Source organism: Mesorhizobium sp. B2-8-9, assembly GCF_006439475.1.
Lineage (GTDB): Bacteria > Pseudomonadota > Alphaproteobacteria > Rhizobiales > Rhizobiaceae > Mesorhizobium.
In genome coordinates this window covers 244,881-259,887 of the sequence record NZ_VFTQ01000003.1, presented here as the reverse complement: position 1 = coordinate 259,887, position 15,007 = coordinate 244,881, and the positions used below count along the sequence as shown (strand labels likewise).

At 66.1% G+C, this 15,007-nt stretch carries 14 protein-coding genes and 1 riboswitch; of the genes, 11 read left to right on the top strand and 3 right to left on the bottom strand.

Features of this window, described 5'->3' with window-relative positions; all coding sequences use genetic code 11:
• Positions 1 to 2: 2 nt before the first annotated feature.
• Entirely contained in the window at positions 3 to 584 is a 582-nt protein-coding gene (locus FJ423_RS05600; protein ID WP_015317338.1) for an NADH-quinone oxidoreductase subunit B, read from the bottom strand.
• Positions 575 to 940 (bottom strand): NADH-quinone oxidoreductase subunit A, encoded by a 366-nt coding sequence (locus FJ423_RS05595; protein ID WP_042643187.1) that lies wholly within the window; start codon positions 938 to 940, stop codon positions 575 to 577. The genes FJ423_RS05600 and FJ423_RS05595 overlap by 10 nt, the downstream gene beginning before the upstream one ends.
• A 334-nt stretch (positions 941 to 1,274) precedes the next feature.
• Between FJ423_RS05595 and FJ423_RS05590 the strand changes: the two genes are divergently transcribed.
• The 8 genes from FJ423_RS05590 to FJ423_RS05555 all read left to right on the top strand — a co-directional run bounded on the left by FJ423_RS05590 (position 1,275) and on the right by FJ423_RS05555 (position 11,880).
• Complete coding sequence (locus FJ423_RS05590) at positions 1,275 to 2,474, top strand: winged helix-turn-helix domain-containing protein (RefSeq protein WP_140839928.1); 1,200 nt, start codon at positions 1,275 to 1,277, stop codon at positions 2,472 to 2,474.
• A 509-nt stretch (positions 2,475 to 2,983) separates the two neighbouring features.
• A riboswitch (cobalamin riboswitch) is annotated at positions 2,984 to 3,187 on the top strand.
• Positions 3,188 to 3,226: 39 nt separating this feature from the next.
• Positions 3,227 to 3,658 (top strand): DUF1636 family protein, encoded by a 432-nt coding sequence (locus FJ423_RS05585; RefSeq protein ID WP_140840102.1) that lies wholly within the window; start codon positions 3,227 to 3,229, stop codon positions 3,656 to 3,658.
• Positions 3,655 to 4,692, top strand: coding sequence for a cobalamin biosynthesis protein CobW (gene cobW / locus FJ423_RS05580; protein ID WP_140839926.1), 1,038 nt, complete (start codon positions 3,655 to 3,657; stop codon positions 4,690 to 4,692). Before FJ423_RS05585 ends, cobW begins: the two co-directional genes overlap by 4 nt.
• Positions 4,693 to 4,708: 16 nt before the next feature.
• A complete protein-coding gene (gene cobN / locus FJ423_RS05575; protein ID WP_140839924.1) occupies positions 4,709 to 8,269 on the top strand; it encodes a cobaltochelatase subunit CobN in 3,561 nt (1,186 codons plus the stop codon).
• A complete protein-coding gene (cobG, locus tag FJ423_RS05570) occupies positions 8,266 to 9,741 on the top strand; it encodes a precorrin-3B synthase (RefSeq protein ID WP_140839922.1) in 1,476 nt (491 codons plus the stop codon). Before cobN ends, cobG begins: the two co-directional genes overlap by 4 nt.
• A complete protein-coding gene (locus tag FJ423_RS05565; protein ID WP_140839920.1) occupies positions 9,741 to 10,373 on the top strand; it encodes a precorrin-8X methylmutase in 633 nt (210 codons plus the stop codon). The genes cobG and FJ423_RS05565 overlap by 1 nt, the downstream gene beginning before the upstream one ends.
• Entirely contained in the window at positions 10,370 to 11,119 is a 750-nt protein-coding gene (locus tag FJ423_RS05560) for a precorrin-2 C(20)-methyltransferase (protein WP_140839918.1), read from the top strand. The genes FJ423_RS05565 and FJ423_RS05560 overlap by 4 nt, the downstream gene beginning before the upstream one ends.
• A complete protein-coding gene (locus tag FJ423_RS05555; RefSeq protein ID WP_140839917.1) occupies positions 11,116 to 11,880 on the top strand; it encodes a precorrin-3B C(17)-methyltransferase in 765 nt (254 codons plus the stop codon). The genes FJ423_RS05560 and FJ423_RS05555 overlap by 4 nt, the downstream gene beginning before the upstream one ends.
• Here FJ423_RS05555 and FJ423_RS05550 read toward each other — a convergent pair.
• The gene (locus FJ423_RS05550) at positions 11,844 to 12,611 is read right to left on the bottom strand and encodes a cobalt-precorrin-6A reductase (protein ID WP_140839915.1); all 768 of its coding nucleotides are present in this window, start codon (positions 12,609 to 12,611) and stop codon (positions 11,844 to 11,846) included. The two genes, FJ423_RS05555 and FJ423_RS05550, sit on opposite strands and share 37 nt — an antisense overlap.
• A 1-nt stretch (position 12,612) precedes the next feature.
• Between FJ423_RS05550 and cbiE the strand changes: the two genes are divergently transcribed.
• From cbiE to cobM, 3 genes are read left to right on the top strand one after another with little or no spacing between them, the layout of a single operon-like run.
• Complete coding sequence (gene cbiE, locus FJ423_RS05545; RefSeq protein WP_140839913.1) at positions 12,613 to 13,854, top strand: precorrin-6y C5,15-methyltransferase (decarboxylating) subunit CbiE; 1,242 nt, start codon at positions 12,613 to 12,615, stop codon at positions 13,852 to 13,854.
• Complete coding sequence (locus tag FJ423_RS05540; protein ID WP_095764849.1) at positions 13,851 to 14,237, top strand: cobalamin biosynthesis protein; 387 nt, start codon at positions 13,851 to 13,853, stop codon at positions 14,235 to 14,237. Before cbiE ends, FJ423_RS05540 begins: the two co-directional genes overlap by 4 nt.
• Positions 14,234 to 14,998, top strand: a complete 765-nt coding sequence (gene cobM / locus FJ423_RS05535) for a precorrin-4 C(11)-methyltransferase (RefSeq protein WP_140839910.1) — start codon at positions 14,234 to 14,236, stop codon at positions 14,996 to 14,998. Before FJ423_RS05540 ends, cobM begins: the two co-directional genes overlap by 4 nt.
• Positions 14,999 to 15,007 lie beyond the last annotated feature (9 nt).

Below are 15,007 nucleotides of genomic sequence, written 5' to 3'. Positions count from 1 at the left end.
GCTCACCGTTCGATCGTGCCGGTGCGGCGGATCTTCTTCTGCAGAAGGAGAATGCCGTAGAGCAGCGCCTCCGCGCTCGGCGGGCAGCCGGGCACATAAATGTCGACCGGCACGACGCGGTCGCAGCCGCGCACCACCGAATAGGAATAGTGGTAGTAGCCGCCGCCATTGGCGCAGGAGCCCATCGAGATGACGTAGCGCGGCTCCGGCATCTGGTCGTAGACCTTGCGCAGCGCCGGCGCCATCTTGTTGGTCAGCGTGCCGGCGACGATCATAATGTCGGACTGGCGCGGCGACGCGCGCGGGGCGACGCCGAAACGCTCCGAGTCATAGCGCGGCATCGAGGTGTGGATCATCTCGACCGCGCAGCAGGCGAGGCCGAAGGTCATGAACATCAGCGAGCCGCTGCGCGCCCAGGTGATCAGCGCCTCGGTCGAGGTGACGAGAAAACCCTTGTCGGCCAGCTCATTGTTGATTTCGAGAAAGAAGGGATCGTCCTCCCCCACCGGCCTGCCGGTGTTGGGGTCGATGATGCCCTTGGGCTTCGGCGCGACAAGGGTGCCTGAACTGTCGTTCAATCCCATTCCAGCGCTCCTTTTTTCCATTCATAGGCAAAACCGATGGTCAGCACCGCCAGGAACACCATCATCGACCAGAAGCCGAGCATGCCGAGCTTCGAGAAGGACACCGCCCACGGGAACAGGAAGGCGACCTCGAGATCGAAGATGATGAACAGGATCGACACCAGGTAGAAGCGGATGTCGAACTTCATGCGGGCGTCGTCGAACGAGTTGAACCCGCATTCATAGGCGGAAAGCTTTTCCGGGTCGGGATTGCGGTAGGCCACAAGGAACGGAGCGATGATGAGCGCCAGACCGACGATCATCGCCACGGCGATGAACAGCACGATAGGCAGGTACGAACTTAGGAGTGCGCTCATGCGGCGACTTTCCTTCGGCGGGGGCAGTTCATTTTGATTACAGCAACGAACTCTAATGCGGAAGCGTGACAGATTAACCGCTGAACCGTTTTAAGGGGCCCATGCTGCAACGCGGCGAGGGTTAGCGCAGCGGTTTCGGTGACGCAAGTCAAACGTTGTTCAAATCGCGGCTCTGGACGCCTTATCGGAAGAAACTGGTCCGATCCGCTCCTGTTTGATTTCCTTCAGTTTTTACTCCAGTTTTCTCTCCTGACATATCTCCCGCCATTTGCCTGCTAGCATGGCCGGAATCACCGGCTAAAAATCCAACGGACGATCGGGGCAAGGACACCTGATGAAGGACAAGATTTCGCTGGCCATGGCGAGGCGCGTCGCGCTCGGGGCGCAAGGGTTCAACGACCCTAGGCCCAGTGGTGTTCCGGATCGCCGCCACCTTGCGCGGGTACTTTCGCGAACCGGCCTTCTGCAGATCGATTCCGTGAGCGCGGTGGTGCGCGCGCATTACATGCCGCTCTATTCGCGCCTCGGCCCCTACCCGCTTACGCTGCTCGACAATGCCGCGGTCACCCGCAAGCGCGCCGTTTTCGAATACTGGGCGCATGAGGCATCGTTCCTGCCCGTCGAGACCTATCCTTTGATGCGCTGGCGCATGCAGCGCGCCGAGCAGGGCGACGAGATGTATCTCGGCCTGGCGAAATGGGGCCGTGAACGCAAGGAAATGATCGACGAGATATATAGAGAGGTCGCCGATCGCGGTCCGATCGCCGCGTCCGACATCGAAGGCCACAAGGGCAATGGCGGCTGGTGGGGCTGGAGCGAGGCCAAGCACGCTTTCGAATGGCTGTTCTGGGCCGGGCGCATCACCACCGCCTACCGCCGCGGCTTCGAACGCTATTACGACCTGCCCGAGCGCGTTTTGCCGCAGGCGGTGCTCGACCTTCCCGTCCCCTCGGTCGAGGACGCGCATCGCGAATTGCTGCGCATTTCCGCCCGCGCCCATGGCATCGCCACCTATGGCGACCTGCGCGACTATTTTCGTCTCGCGCCGGGCGACACGAAGGATCGCATCGAGGAACTGGTCGAAGCCGGCGAATTGCTGCCGGTGAAGGTCGAAGGTTGGGACAAGACCGCCTATCTCCACAAGGACGCCCGTTTCCCGCGCCGGATAGAAGCGCGCGCCCTGCTCGCCCCTTTCGATCCCGTCGTCTTCGAACGCACTAGGACGGAGAAACTCTTCGATTTCCGCTACCGCATCGAGATCTACACGCCGGCCGAGAAACGCCAATATGGCTACTACGTGCTGCCCTTCCTGCTCGGCGATCGGATCGTCGCCCGCGTCGATCTGAAAGCTGACCGCCCGGCCAGCATCTTGCGCGTCCACGCCGCCTACGCCGAGGCCGGCGCCCCGCCCGAAACGGCCGCCCAGCTCTTCGACGAGTTGAAGCAGATGCAGGGCTGGCTCGGCCTGGAGGCGATCGAAGTGACGCCGGCCGGCGACCTCGGACCGGCGCTGGCCGACATCGCGGTGTCGTAGCTGCGCGTTGACAGGGAGAGTGAACAAAAATAGAACATCCCAACTGTGGTTAGGATCGGTTGCGATGGTTTTCAGGCGCTCGATATGTCTGGTCTTGGCCTACCTGACCTTAGCGTCGCCATCATATGCGACAGGTGCTTACCGAGAGGAATGGGTAGAGGTCACGCGTCCAGTCATTTTCTGTGGCGGCCACATTGCACCCGGTATGCAGCCAAAAGAAGTGACGGCGCTTCTTCTGCGGTGGTTGGAGTTTGGAACGATCGACAAGCAGATCGCAGGCGCCTGTGGCTTATTGCCGGTAGGGCAGCGCTATATAATAGTTCATGAGCCGAAGTTCGACGCCAATCGCTTCGTCTTGATGTGGGAACCGGTTTGCCAGCACGGCTGTTCGTTAAGTATGGCGCCCGTGGCCTCACCGCCTCGCAAACTTGTGGGTCCATACCTCAAACCCATAAAGCCGCCAAAAGGCTGGTACTAAGCCAGTCGTTGACTCCAGCCCCCTGAACCCTCTAAATCCTGACCCAGACGGTCTTCTCCCGGCAAAGGGAGGAGCCAAGAGGGAATGCGGTGCGGGCCAACACCCAAATCCGCGGCTGTCCCCGCAACTGTAAGCGACGAGCCTCTGCCGAAAACCACTGGGATGTTCCCGGGAAGGCGGCATTCAGGGTGACGACCCGCGAGCCAGGAGACCTGCCGTCTGAGACTTTAAGTATCCGAATGCCCGGCGGGTTTTCCGGGCAAGGAGCATGGTTTTGGATCGCAACGGCAGTTTCCCGGCAAACAGTGCGGACATTCCGTCCGAGCCCGATGCTTTGGCTGGCGTCACCGTCATCGTCTGCTCATCCTGCCCCGACGAGACCGGGTCGGATGCGCATCCGCGCGCCGGCGCGCTGCTTGCCGAAGACACGCGTCGGGCTGCTTGCGGCGAAAAGATCGACATCCGTACCGTCGAATGCCTCGGCAACTGCAAGCGCCGGCTAAGCGCCGCGCTGCTGCGCGACGGCTGCTGGAGCTACGTCTTCGGCGATCTGAACACGACCAGCGGCGCCGATCTCGTCGCCGGCGCAAAGCTCTTCGCCACCTCGACCGATGGCCTCATCCCCTGGCGCGGCCGGCCCGATTCTCTCAAGCGCGGCCTGGTTGCCCGCATCCCTCCCCTCGACATGCTGAAGGACCGACCATGAACGCATCCGTTTCCCGCGTGCCCTGCACCGTCGTCACCGGCTTTCTTGGCGCCGGCAAGACGACGCTGATCCGCAACCTGCTCGAAAACGCCAAGGGCAAGCGGCTGGCGATCATCGTCAACGAGTTCGGCGATGTCGGCATCGATGGCGAGATCCTGAAGGGCTGCGGCGTCGACACCTGCCCGGAGGAAAACATCGTCGAGCTCGCCAATGGCTGCATCTGCTGCACCGTCGCCGACGATTTCGTGCCGGCGCTCGACCAGATCCTGTCCCGCACGCCGAAGGTCGACCACATCCTGATCGAGACCTCCGGTCTCGCTCTGCCGAAGCCCTTGGTGCAAGCCTTCCAGTGGCCGACCGTGAAGAGCCGCGTCACCGTCGACGGCGTCATCGCCGTGGTCGACGGCCCGGCGCTGGCCGACGGCCGCGTCGCTTCCGACATGGACGCGCTGAAGGCGCAGCGTGCCGCGGACGATTCGCTCGACCATGACGATCCGGTCGAGGAGGTGTTCGAGGACCAGATCGCCTGCGCCGACCTGATCATCCTGTCGAAGAGCGATTTGATGGATGCGGCGGGCTCTGAGCGCGCCAACGCCGTCATCGGCGAGCATGTGGCGCGCGCCGTGAAAGTCGTGCCGACGTCGCAGGGCAAGGTCGATCCCTCGGTGCTGCTCGGCCTCGGTCTCGCCGTCGAGGACGACATCGAGAACCGCAAGACCCATCACGACGACGAGCTCGACCACGAGCACGACGATTTCGATTCCTTCGTCATCGACATCCCGTCGATCGCCAATCCCGACGAGCTGGCCAAGCGCGTCGCCCTTGCCGCAGAGCAGGAAAACGTCTTGCGCGTCAAAGGCTTCGTCGAGGTCGGCGGCAAGCCGATGCGGCTCCTGCTGCAGGCTGTCGGCCCGCGCGTCAACCACTATTACGACCGCGCCTGGACGGCTGAGGACGACCGCCGCTCGCGGCTCGTTGTCATCGGCCTCAAGGGGCTGAACCGCCCGGCGATCGAGCGTATCCTCGCCGGCTGAGGCAATCCGGACCGCGATGCACATCCTCGCCACCACATCCGCATCGCTCGACGATCTCGCCGAGCCGATCGACCTCAGGCAGACGCCTGCGGATGTGGTGGCGCTGTCCTTCACCGACAGCGACCTCGCCGGCCTGGCCGCCGCCTGGAAGGCGGATGCGGCGCGGCTGCCCTCAATGCGGCTTGCGGCGCTGCGTGACCTTCGCCACCCGATGTCGGTGGACCTGTGGATCGACAGCGTCGCCCGCCACGCCAGGGTCATCCTCGTCCGCATCCTCGGCGGCTATGACTGGTGGCACTACGGCTGTGACCAGCTCGCCGCCCTGGCGCGCGAACGCGGCATCAAGCTGGCATTGCTGCCCGGCGAAAGCCATGACGAAGACCTGCGGCTGGTCGAAGGCTCGACCCTGCCGCGCGCCGAATTGGACGCCCTGCTTGGCTATTTCCGCGAAGGCGGCCCGGCCAATATGAGCGCGCTGGTGCAAAGGCTGGCTAGGCTTGCCGGGTCGGATGCGGCCTTGGCCGAACCGGTCAGCGTGCCGAAGGCGGGATTTTATCAGCCGGGAATTGGTGTCGTCGAGAAGCCGAACCTTTTAAAGGCGGAACTCGACGCCTACAATTTTGCCGTCATCCCCATCCTCTTCTACCGCTCGATGCTGCTTGCCGCCGACGTGGCACCGATCGACGTTCTCGTGGAAGCGTTGAAGCTGCAAGGGCTCACCCCCGTGCCGATCTTCGTGTCCAGCCTCAAAGACGCGGCATCCCTGGCCTTCGTCGAAACCGCCCTCACCTCCCTGAACCCCTCCGCCATCGTCACCGCCACCGCCTTCGCCTCTGGCGCGGAACCCGGTGCCGAGACCCTCTTCGACCGCGCCGGTGTGCCCGTCTTCCAGGTCATCGTCGCCACGACGAGGCGCGAGGTCTGGCAAAAGAACCAGCGCGGCCTGGCTCCTGCCGACCTTGCCATGCATGTGGTGCTGCCCGAGCTCGACGGTCGCATCCTGGCCGGCGCCATCTCCTTCAAGGGCGAGGTCGAGACCGATCCGGCGCTGGCTTTTCGTGCTTTCGCCAACCGTCCGGAAGCGGACCGCGTGGCGCAGGTCGCCAGGCGGATCGCCGCGTTCATTCGCCTGCAGCGGACGAAGCGGGCCGAGCGCAAGCTCGCCATCCTGATCCCGGATTATCCGAGCGCGCCTGGACGGACCGGCTACGCCGTCGGGCTGGACGTGCCGTCGAGCGTGCTCGCCATGCTGCGTGACCTGAACGAACAAGGCTATGCGGTTGACGGGATTCCGCAATCGCCGCGGGAGTTGTTGGATGCGCTGGAGGTTCGTGGGCACAGGTTAAGTCTGGAAGACTACCTGCGCTCGTGCACGGAACTGTCAGGAGGCGCGCGTGATGCAGTCAGGGCTGCCTGGGGCAGCGCGGAGGACCAGATAGGTCTGCGCGAGGCCCCCCTCTCTGTCCTGCCGGACATCTCCCCCTCAAGGGGGGAGATTGGCAGCTCCGCCGCCGGCTCCCCCCTTGCTAGTCCGAAAATTGGCGAAAGCCAGGCGCAAGGAATAATCTCCCCCCTTGAGGGGGAGATGTCCGGCAGGACAGAGAGGGGGGCGACGGAACGCCTGCCTTTGAAGGCAGCCTCCCCGCCACACTTCCCCTTCCGCGCCGCGACCTTCGGCAACGTCACCGTGGCGCTGGCCCCCGACCGCGGCCGCTCGGCCGACCGCCGCGCCGACTATCACGACCCGACGCTGCCCCCGCGCCACGAGCTGATCGCCTTCGGCCTGTGGCTGCAAAAATCGCTCGGCGTGCATGCCATCATCCATGTCGGCGCGCATGGCACGCTCGAATGGCTGCCGGGCAAGACGGTGGCCCTCTCCGGAACCTGCTTCCCGGAGATCGTCACCGGATCGCTGCCCGTCATCTATCCATTCATCGTCTCCAATCCGGGCGAGGCGGCGCAGGCCAAGCGCCGCATTTCGGCCGTCACCCTCGGCCATCTGGCGCCGCCGCTGACCGGCGCCGGCCTCGATGAGGCGCAACAGAAACTCGAGCGGTTGGTCGACGAATATGCTCAGGCCGACGGCCTCGACCGCCGCCGTCGTGACCAACTTGCAAAGCTGATCGTCGAGACCGCGCAGAAGACTGGCCTCGCTTCTGAAGCGGGCGTGGCCAAGGCCGATCAACCCGACGAAGCGCTGCGCCGCATCGACGCCTGGCTCTGCGACCTCAAGGATTTCGCCGTCAAGGACGGGCTGCATGTCTATGGCCGGGCGCCGGAGGACGAGGCCGATCCGCTGCGCCGGCAAAGCGCGGACGCGGAAAAAGCAGCCCTGCTTGCCGCGCTCGACGGCCGTCACGTCAAGGCGGGTCCCGCCGGCGCCCCGGCGCGTGGCCGCTCCGACGTGCTGCCCACCGGCCGCAACCTCTTCACCTCCGATCCGCGCACAATGCCGACGCCAACCGCCTATGACCTCGGCCAGGCGGCGGCGGAGGAAGTGGTGCGCAGCTATATGCAAAGCCATGGCGACTGGCCGCGCTCGCTGGTCATCGACCTCTGGGGTTCCGCCTCGTTGCGTACCGGCGGCGAGGAGATCGCGCAAGGTCTGGCGCTGATGGGCTGCCGACCGCAATGGGATGCCGCCACCGGCCGCGTCACCGGCATCGAGGTGCTGCCGCCGGCCGCGCTCGGCCGCCCGCGCGTCGACGTCACCTGGCGCATCTCCGGCCTGTTCCGCGACATGTTCCCGACCCAGATCGCGTTGATCGACGCCGCTGCCAACGCGGTCGCCAGCCGCGACGAGGACGATACCGAGAACCCGCTCGCCGCAGCGACGCGCGCTCAGGGGAAGATCAGCCCGCGCATTTTCGGCACCTCACCGGGAACTTATGGCGCCGGCGTCGAGGACTTGCTGTCGCGCGGCGAATGGGGCGCGCGCGAAGAGATCGGCCGTGCCTATCTCGACGCCACCTCGCACGCCTATGGCGGCGCCGAAGGCGAAGCGATATCGGCGCCCGGCGCTTTCGAGGGCCGGGTCGCCGAAGCCGATCTCCTCGTCCACACCGGCGACGATCCCGGCCGCGACATCCTCGAAGGCTCGGCCGACGTCGCCTTCATCGGCGGCTTTTCGGCCGCCCTTGCCACGCTCGGCCGCAATGCCGACGTGATCGTGCTCGACACGACCGACCCGAAAAAGCCGAAGCCGCGTTCGGTCGGCGAAGCGGTATCGCGCGTGGTCCGCGCCCGCGCCGTCAACCCGCGCTTCATTGCCGGCCAGATGCGCCACGGCCCGCGCGGCGCCTCCGAATTCGCCGAAACGGTCGACCGTCTGGTCGGCTTTGCCGAAACCACGCATGCCATTTCGGGAGCGCTGATCGAGGCCGTTCACGACGCCTATGTTGGCGACCCGGACGTCCGTGCCTTCCTGCTGCGCGAGAATCCGGCGGCTGCCAAGGTCATCGCCGAACGGTTCCTCGCCGCCCGTCGGCGCGGCCTGTGGCACCCGCTGCGCAACTCCATCGACGACGACCTCGCAGCCTTGATTGCCGAGGCCCAGGCAGGTGGAGTGGCGGCATGAACGCGTTTTCGCGCCGTGGCGCTTGCCCTGCTCTAAGCGCGCCGATGCAGACCGGCGACGGGCTGCTGGTGCGGCTCAACCCAGTCGCTGGAGGAATTTCGCCGAAGTCGCTGATCGGGCTCGGCGAATCCGCCTTGCGCCACGGCAACGGCATCATGGAAGTGACTGCGCGCGGCAGCCTGCAGATCCGCGGGCTGACGGCGGAAAGCGCCCGGTTGCTGGCGGACGAAGTGGATGCGCTCGGCATCGCGGTGCAGATCGGCGTGCCGGTCGAGACGGGGCCGCTGGCGGGAATCGATCCGGAAGAGATCGCCGATCCGCGCCCGTTGGCGGAGCGAATCAGCGCGGCGATCGAGGAAGCCGGGCTGACGGCAAGGCTGGGGCCGAAGGTGTCGGTGGTTGTCGACGGCGGCGGACAGCTGACGATGGATGCCGTGACGGCCGATGTGCGGCTGAAGGCGATGCAGGCTGCGGCGAGCATCTGGTGGAGCGTGTCGATTGCCGGCGACGGGCGGAGTGCGAAGCCGCTCGCGACGGTCGATGCGGATGCTGGGCGTGACATTACAGTTGCTGCACTCCGGATGGTCGCGGAAAAGGGCCGGGAGGCGCATACCCGCGATTTGTCGGAGCGGCAGTTGGCCTCTCTCGCCAGCTGGCATTCCTTCGCGCCCCCCTCTGTCCTGCCGGACATCTCCCCCTCTAGGGGGGAGATTGGCAGTTTCCGCGCCGGCTCTCCACTTTCAGCGTTGGAGATTGGCGAAAGCCGCGGTGACAAGGCAATCTCCCCCCTTGAGGGGGAGATGTCCGGCAGGACAGAGAGGGGGGCGCAGGAACGCCAGCCCGCGAGAAGTCCCATTGGCCTATTCAATCTAGGCAACAACACCGCCCTAGGCATCGCCCTGCCCTACGGCAGCATGCCGGCGCAAAACCTCATCGATCTCGCCGCCCAAGCTGCAAACCTCGGCGCCTCCGAAATCCGCCTTGCCCCAGGCCGAGCCCTGCTCTTCCTCGGTCTCTCCGCCCCCTCCACGCTCCAATCCTCCGCCGCCGCGCTCGGCTTTGTCACCGACCCCGCCGATCCGCGCACCCGCATCGTCGCCTGTCCCGGCACGCCGGCTTGCGCGTCCGGCCGCATCGCCACCCGCGCCATCGCCGAAACCATCGCAAAGGAAAGCGCGGACCTCCTTGACACCTCGCTGACCCTGCACGTTTCCGGCTGCGCCAAGGGCTGCGCGCATCCCGGCACCGCTGCGCTCACCCTGGTCGGCGACGAAAACGGAGCCGGACTTGTCGTGGACGGGACGGCAAAGGCCCTTCCTGCCGCGTACAGGCCGGGCTATGACGCCGCGCTCGGGGTCGCCGGCATCCTTGCCGCGATCCGCGACGGAAGACATCAGGGCGAAACCGCCGCCGCCTGCCTGAAAAGACTTGGCGCGGCCGGCATCGCCGAACTCTATCGACGGAACCAATAATGGCCGCCTACGACTATATCCATGACGGAACGGCGATCTACGAGCGGTCTTTCGCCATCATCCGCGCCGAGGCGGATCTGTCGCGCTTCTCGGAGGCGGAAGCCGATGTCGCGATTCGCATGATCCATGCCTGCGGCCAGGTTGAAGCCGCCAGCCATTTCGTCTTCTCGAATAATTTCGTTGCCGCCGCCCGGACCGCGCTCGCCGCCGGCGCGCCGATCTTCTGCGATGCCGAGATGGTGGCGCACGGCGTCACCCGCGCCCGTCTGCCGGCCGGCAACGAGGTGATATGCACGCTGCGCGACCCGCGCACGCACGACATCGCCAGGCAAATCGGCAACACCCGCTCGGCCGCGGCGATCGACCTCTGGGGCGAGCGCATGGCCGGCTCTGTCGTCGCCATCGGCAACGCGCCGACCGCGCTCTTCTATCTGCTTGAGAAGCTGCGCGACGGCGCGCCGAAGCCGGCCGCGATCATCGGCATGCCGGTCGGCTTCGTAGGCGCTGCCGAATCCAAGGATGCGCTGGCCGAAAATTCCTACGGCGTGCCCTATGCCATCGTGCACGGCAGGCTGGGCGGCAGCGCCATGACGGCCGCCGCGCTCAATTCGTTGGCGAGGCCCGGCCTGTGAACGCGATCATGAAAGGCCGTCTTGTCGGCGTCGGCACCGGCCCTGGCGACCCCGAGCTTCTGACACTGAAGGCAGCGCGCGCGTTGGCAGAGGCCGACGTCGTCGCCTATTTCGCCAAGCGCGGCAACAACAGCAATGCGCGTGCCATCGTCGAGGCGCGCTTCCGGCCGGACATGATCGAGCTGCCGCTGCTCTATCCGGTGACGACGGAGATCGACAAGGATCACGACGACTACCGCGCGCAGATCGCCGATTTCTACGAGCAATCGGCCGAACAGGTGGCCGAGCATCTCGGCGCCGGCAGGATGGTGGCGGTGCTGTCGGAGGGCGATCCGCTCTTCTACGGCTCCTACATGCATCTGCATGTGCGGCTTGCGCACCGCTTCCCGACCGAGGTCATTCCTGGCATCACCGCCATGTCGGGCTGCTGGTCGAGCACGGGTCTGCCGATCGTGCAGGGCGACGACGTGCTGAGTGTGCTGCCCGGCACGATGAGCGAGTTCGAGCTGACCCGCCGCCTCGCCGACACAGATGCCGCCGTCATCATGAAGGTCGGCCGCAACCTGCCAAAAATCCGCCGCGCGTTGGAAGCGACCGGCAAGCTGGCGAAGGCCGTCTATGTCGAGCGCGGCACCATGCCGGGCAGCGTCTCGATGCGGCTGGCCGAAAAATCGGACGACAAGGCGCCCTATTTCGCCATCGTGCTGGTTGCCGGCTGGTCGGCTCGCCCGGGTGCCAAGGCATGAGCGGCCGCCTTACCGTCATCGGTCTCGGACCCGGCAATGCCGACCAGGTCACGCCGCAGGCTGCCAATGCCGTGGCCGAGGCTTCCTTCTTCTATGGCTACAAGCCCTATCTCGACCGGCTGGAGCTGCGGCCGGACCAGACCCGCATCGCCTCCGACAACCGCGAGGAACTCGCCCGCTCCAACGAAGCGCTGGCCAAGGCCGCAGAAGGCCACAATGTCGCCGTCGTTTCCGGCGGCGATCCCGGCGTTTTCGCCATGGCCGCGGCCGTTTGCGAGGCGATCGAAGCCGGCCCTGAAGAATGGCGTGCCATCGACATCTCGGTTGTCCCGGGCGTGACTGCAATGCTCGCCGTCGCCGCCCGCATCGGCGCACCGCTCGGCCATGATTTCTGCGCCATCTCGCTCTCCGACAATTTGAAGCCGTGGGAGCTGATCGAATTGCGCCTGCTGGCAGCGGCCGGCGCCGGCTTCGTCATCGCGCTCTACAATCCCATCAGCAAGGCTCGCCCCTGGCAGCTTGGCCGCGCCTTCGAATGCCTGAAGGCGATCCTGCCCGGCACCACGCCGGTGATCTTCGGCCGCGCTGCCGGCCGGCCCGACGAGCGTATCGAAGTCTCTCTGCTGGCGGATGCCGATGCGGCAAAAGCCGACATGGCGACCTGCATCATCATCGGCTCGCCCGAAACCCGGATCATCAAGCGCGGCGAAAAACCCGCGCTAGTCTACACGCCGCGCTCGGCAACAGGGTCGAAAAGATGATCGACTTTTGCCGCCAGCGCATCGACGGTTTTGGCCGAAGGAACGTCCGGCAAAGGCGGTCGGCGGATCATGATCACTTCGATGCCGAGCGCCCGCGCAGCGGCGATCTTGCCATAGGTCGCCTCGCCGCCGCTGTTCTTGGAAACGACGGCATCAATGCCGTATTTTTCGAGCAACGCCCTTTCGTCCGCTTCCGGAAACGGTCCACGCGCCAGGAGGTAAAGCGCATCGGGCACGCCAAGCTTCGGCTCGACCGGGTCGACGCTGCGGATCAGGTAGCGGTGCTGCGGAGCGACTTCGAAGGCGCCGGCCTCCTGACGGCCGATCGCCAGGAAAACGCGGCGCGGCGCCTCGCCAAGCGCCTTCGCCGCCTCAGTGACGCTGTCGACCAGCGTCCAGCGATCACCGGCCACGGGCTCCCATCCAGGACGCCGCAGCGCAAGGACCGGCACGCCAGCCTGCGCAGCCGCTTCTGCGGCGTTGGCCGAGATACGCGCGGCGTATGGATGCGTGGCGTCGATCAGCAGATCGACGTGTTCTTCCCGAAGATAGGCAGCCAGCCCATCTGCGCCGCCAAAGCCGCCGGCACGCACCGGCACGCCTTGCGCGACCGGGCTTTCAGTGCGGCCGGCCAGCGACAGCGTGACCGAAAAATCGTCGCGACGGGCGAGCTTCCCGGCCAATTGCCGGGCTTCCGTCGTTCCGCCGAGGATCAGGATATGGTGGGTCATCATGCCTGCTAAGGGTCCGCGCGCCGCCAAGCCAGCCTCAAAATGGCTCACCATCGTCGGCATCGGCGAGGACGGTGTAGCGGGTCTCGGCGACGAGGCCAAGCAGCGGATTGCGCAGGCGGACGTCGTGTTCGGCGGAAAGCGGCATCTTGCGCTCGTCTCTTCCCTCGCCAACGGCGAAACCCGCTCATGGCCGACACCCTTCGACGCGGAAATGCGCGACGTGCTGGCGCTCGCGGGCAAGGACGTCTGCGTGCTCGCGTCCGGCGACCCGTTCTTTCACGGCGTCGGCGTCACGCTCGCGCGCAAGGTAGAACCGGAACAGATGCTCGTCCTGCCGGCGCCCTCATCTCTGTCGCTCGCGGCATCGCGCCTCGGCTGGGCCTTGCAGGACGTCGAGACCATCTCGCTGCACGGCCATTCGATCGACCTGATCCGGCCCCTGCTCCATCCCGGCGCGCGCATCCTGGCGCTCACCTCCGACGCCGAAGCGCCGGCGGCTATCGCTGCACTGCTCGACGAGCTCGGTTTTGGCCCTTCGCACTTGACTGTCCTCGAAGCGCTCGGCGGCCCCGATGAGATGCGTCGCACCGTTCGAGCCGATGCCTTCAATCTCGAAAACATCAACCCGCTCAACGTGCTGGCGCTCGAAATTGAATCGACACCGGACGCGCGCATCCTGCCCTTGACCTGTGGCCTTGCCGATCATCTGTTCGAGCACGACGGCCAGATCACCAAGCGCGAGATCCGCGCTATCACGCTGTCGGCACTGGCGCCGCGGCGCGGCGAATTGCTCTGGGACATCGGCGCCGGTTCCGGCTCGATCGGCATCGAGTGGATGCTGGCTCATTCCTCGCTGCGCGCCATCGCCATCGAGGCTAACGCAGAACGCGCCGCCCGCATCGCTCGCAACGCCGCGCATTGCGGCGTGCCCGGCCTCGTCGTGATCGAGGGCGCCGCGCCTAAGGCGCTGGCAAAATTGGAGACGCCCGATGCCATCTTCATCGGCGGCGGCGGCAGCGATGCCGGGGTGCTGGAGCAGGCGATCAAGGCGCTGCGTCCCGGCGGCCGGCTAGTCGCCAATGCGGTGACGCTGGAGATGGAGGCGCTGCTGCTCGACCAGCACAACAGGCGTGGCGGCGACCTGACCCGCATCGCCCTGTCGCGCGCGGCGCCTGTCGGATCGATGCAATCATGGCGTCCGGCCATGCCGGTCACGCAGTGGAGCTGGGTCAAGCCATGATGGTCGCGGGCATCGGCAGCCGCAAAGGCGTGACGGCGGGCGACGTTCGCGCCGCGGTCGAGACCGCGCTCGAAGCGCACGGGCTGGCGATGACGGCGCTTTCCGCGCTGGCGACAGGCGAAATCAAGCGCGACGAGCCGGCGATCTTCCTTGCCGGCCGAGACCTCGACCTCCCCGTGCTCGTCATCTCCGACGCCGCGCTGCGATCCGTCTCGTCCGGCACGGTCAGTCGCTCCGAAGCGTCGCAGGCCCAGGCCGGCACGCCTTCTGTCTCGGAAGCCTCGGCTCTGGCCGCGGCCGGAAAAGGTGCGAGACTGCTTGGACCGCGTATCGTGCTCGGTCCGGTGACCTGCGCCATCGCTCTTGGCGGAGGCGCCGCATGACCGTCCATTTCATCGGCGCCGGCCCGGGCGCCGCCGATCTCATCACGCTGCGCGGCGCCCGGCTCCTGGCCAGTTGCCCGGTCTGCCTCTATGCCGGCTCGATCGTCGCGCCGGAACTGCTCGAGAATTGCGCGCCAGGCACCAAATTGATCGACACCGCGCCGATGTCGCTTGACGAGATCGAGGCCGAATATGTCGCCGCGCACAAGGCCGGCCACGACGTCTCGCGCCTGCATTCCGGCGACCTTTCGGTGTGGAGCGCGGTGGCCGAACAGATCAGGCGGCTGGAAAAGCACGGCATCCCCTACTCGCTGACCCCAGGCGTGCCCTCTTTCGCGGCGGCGGCGGCAGCACTTCGCCGCGAGCTCACCATTCCCGAGCTCGCGCAAAGCCTGGTGCTGACCCGCATCTCCGGCCGCGCCTCGAAAATGCCGCCGGGCGAGACGCTGGCCGGCTTCGGCCGCACCGGCGCCACGCTAGCCATCCATCTCGCCATCCATGCCATCGACCGCATCGTGGCGGATCTAACCCCGCTTTACGGCGCCGAATGTCCGGTCGCGGTCGTCTTCCGCGCCTCCTGGCCGGACGAGCGCATCCTGACCGGCACGCTGGGAACCATCGAAGCGCAACTGGCGGAGAGCCCGATGGAACGCACCGCGATCATCTTCGTCGGCAGCGCTCTCGCCGCGCAGGATTTCGGCGAAAGCTCATTGTACGACGCCCACTACCAGCGGCGTTTTCGCGGACGGGACGGATTGTGAACGGCGGCG

Coding starts and splice junctions, on each gene's coding strand:
- FJ423_RS05600 (WP_015317338.1), bottom strand. CDS start 584: ATGGGATTGAACGACAGTTCAGGCACCCTTGTCGCGCCGAAGCCCAAG.
- FJ423_RS05595 (WP_042643187.1), bottom strand. CDS start 940: ATGAGCGCACTCCTAAGTTCGTACCTGCCTATCGTGCTGTTCATCGCC.
- FJ423_RS05590 (WP_140839928.1), top strand. CDS start 1,275: ATGAAGGACAAGATTTCGCTGGCCATGGCGAGGCGCGTCGCGCTCGGG.
- cobW (WP_140839926.1), top strand. CDS start 3,655: ATGAACGCATCCGTTTCCCGCGTGCCCTGCACCGTCGTCACCGGCTTT.
- cobN (WP_140839924.1), top strand. CDS start 4,709: ATGCACATCCTCGCCACCACATCCGCATCGCTCGACGATCTCGCCGAG.
- cobG (WP_140839922.1), top strand. CDS start 8,266: ATGAACGCGTTTTCGCGCCGTGGCGCTTGCCCTGCTCTAAGCGCGCCG.
- FJ423_RS05565 (WP_140839920.1), top strand. CDS start 9,741: ATGGCCGCCTACGACTATATCCATGACGGAACGGCGATCTACGAGCGG.
- FJ423_RS05555 (WP_140839917.1), top strand. CDS start 11,116: ATGAGCGGCCGCCTTACCGTCATCGGTCTCGGACCCGGCAATGCCGAC.
- FJ423_RS05550 (WP_140839915.1), bottom strand. CDS start 12,611: ATGACCCACCATATCCTGATCCTCGGCGGAACGACGGAAGCCCGGCAA.
- cbiE (WP_140839913.1), top strand. CDS start 12,613: ATGCCTGCTAAGGGTCCGCGCGCCGCCAAGCCAGCCTCAAAATGGCTC.
- FJ423_RS05540 (WP_095764849.1), top strand. CDS start 13,851: ATGATGGTCGCGGGCATCGGCAGCCGCAAAGGCGTGACGGCGGGCGAC.
- cobM (WP_140839910.1), top strand. CDS start 14,234: ATGACCGTCCATTTCATCGGCGCCGGCCCGGGCGCCGCCGATCTCATC.